The organism is Microvirga massiliensis (assembly GCF_001006805.1).
Lineage (GTDB): Bacteria > Pseudomonadota > Alphaproteobacteria > Rhizobiales > Beijerinckiaceae > Microvirga > Microvirga massiliensis.
Genome location: NZ_LN811381.1, coordinates 16388 through 17933, shown reverse-complemented (window position 1 = coordinate 17933; position 1546 = coordinate 16388). Strand labels below are relative to the sequence as shown.

Here is a 1546-nt window from a genome sequence, read left to right as displayed (position 1 = left end):
TTTTGCAGAACTCTCGGCACACTACCCTCCGGTCTCACCATCAGGTATCGCCCTGCTGGTAGATCTCTACTGACCAGTCTCACGATCTTTGGCCGCTAACCCGCTAACGGATTGGCAAGCCGTACTGGAGACCTCTCTTGGTCCAAAGGGCGTTCTGGCCTCGCTTGATCTTGAGCCGTGAGTTCTCTCCCACACTGCGCTCGAAGCTCTCACCATAGTTGCCCACATGCTTGATGATCCGGTAGGCCCAATCGTTCGTTAGGCCCACAGCCTCGCCGAACTTGCCCTCGGTACCGAGCAGACGCTTGATCTCGGGATTGGTCGAGTTCCTCATCTGCTCGACATTCGCTTTCGTGATGCCGAGCTCCTCGGCGTTCAGCATGGCACTGTGCGTCCAGCGGACAATGTCGGCCCATTGGTTGTCGCCGTGGCGGACGGCCGGGCCGAGCGGCTCCTTGGAGATGATCTCCGGCAGAACGAGGTGATCGTCCGGGTCAAGAGCCTTCTGGCGCACCGAATGGAGACCTGAGGAATCGTTCGTGAGCGCGTCGCAGCGGCCGGTCTCATAGGCCTCGAACGTTTCATCCGGCGTCGCGAAGATCACCACTTCGTATTTCATACCGTGAGAACGGAAGTAGTCGGCGAGGTTCAGCTCGGTCGTAGTGCCCTGCTGGGTGCAGATCGAGGCGCCGTTCAGCCCGCTGGCCGAGGCGATGCCGAGCCTCTTGCTGACCATGAAGCCCTGACCGTCGAAGAAGTTGATCGCCGGGAAGTCGAGGCCGAGCTGCGTGTCGCGCGACATCGTTGCTGTCGCATTGCGGACGAGGACATCGACCACGCCTGCCTGAAGTGCCGTGAACCGCTCCTTGGCGGCGAGCGGAATGAACCGGACCTTGGTCGGGTCGTCGAAGATGGCTGCGGCAATGGCGCGGCAGAACTCGACATCCAGACCAGTCCAGTCGCCCTGCGCATCCGGCAGGCCGAAGCCCGCGAGACCCGTGTTCGAGCCGCAGGTCAGAAAGCCCTTCTGCCTGATGTTGTTGAGCGTCGCTTGGGCGGAAGCGCCCGTCGTGAGCACGCCGACGGCCAAGGCGAGGGTCGCCGATGCGACTGCCGTTCTCATCACCTTCATCCTCCGCTCGGGCGATCATGCCGCGACACAGCCATCCAGAGGATTGATCTCCTGATGAACGGAGAGCTCTGCCGAGCATCGCGACCTACGCCACCTCGCACGACACACTTCGTCAGGAATCATACCGGATCCCACGGCAAACGGAGCAGACCCACCTGCGCAATCGGTCGGCTAACGACGCGGTGTCACTTGTGGCTGATCGCGATCCATGTCGTTGTCGGGGTGGAACGCGGGTCGAGTCGAGTGCTTCGCTGCTGCTATTCCGGCAACCCTGCAAGACGCAAACCCTCCACGATCGTCGGCAGGTATCCTGAATACCGAAACAGTGTCTCCTCAGAAAAAGTCCTGACGGTGAGATCAGGGACAAGCTCCAGGAGACGACTGACAACCGCTCGCCCCTGCTCGGTTCTCCCT

The 1546-nt window shown here is 61.2% G+C and carries 1 protein-coding gene; it reads right to left on the bottom strand.

The genetic code is table 11. The annotated features are described in order from the left end of the window. Positions 1 to 103: 103 nt before the first annotated feature. The gene (locus tag BN1233_RS42100; protein WP_046869657.1) at positions 104 to 1123 is read right to left on the bottom strand and encodes an amino acid ABC transporter substrate-binding protein; all 1020 of its coding nucleotides are present in this window, start codon (positions 1121 to 1123) and stop codon (positions 104 to 106) included. Positions 1124 to 1546: the final 423 nt, after the last annotated feature.

Coding starts and splice junctions, on each gene's coding strand:
- BN1233_RS42100 (WP_046869657.1), bottom strand. CDS start 1,123: ATGAGAACGGCAGTCGCATCGGCGACCCTCGCCTTGGCCGTCGGCGTG.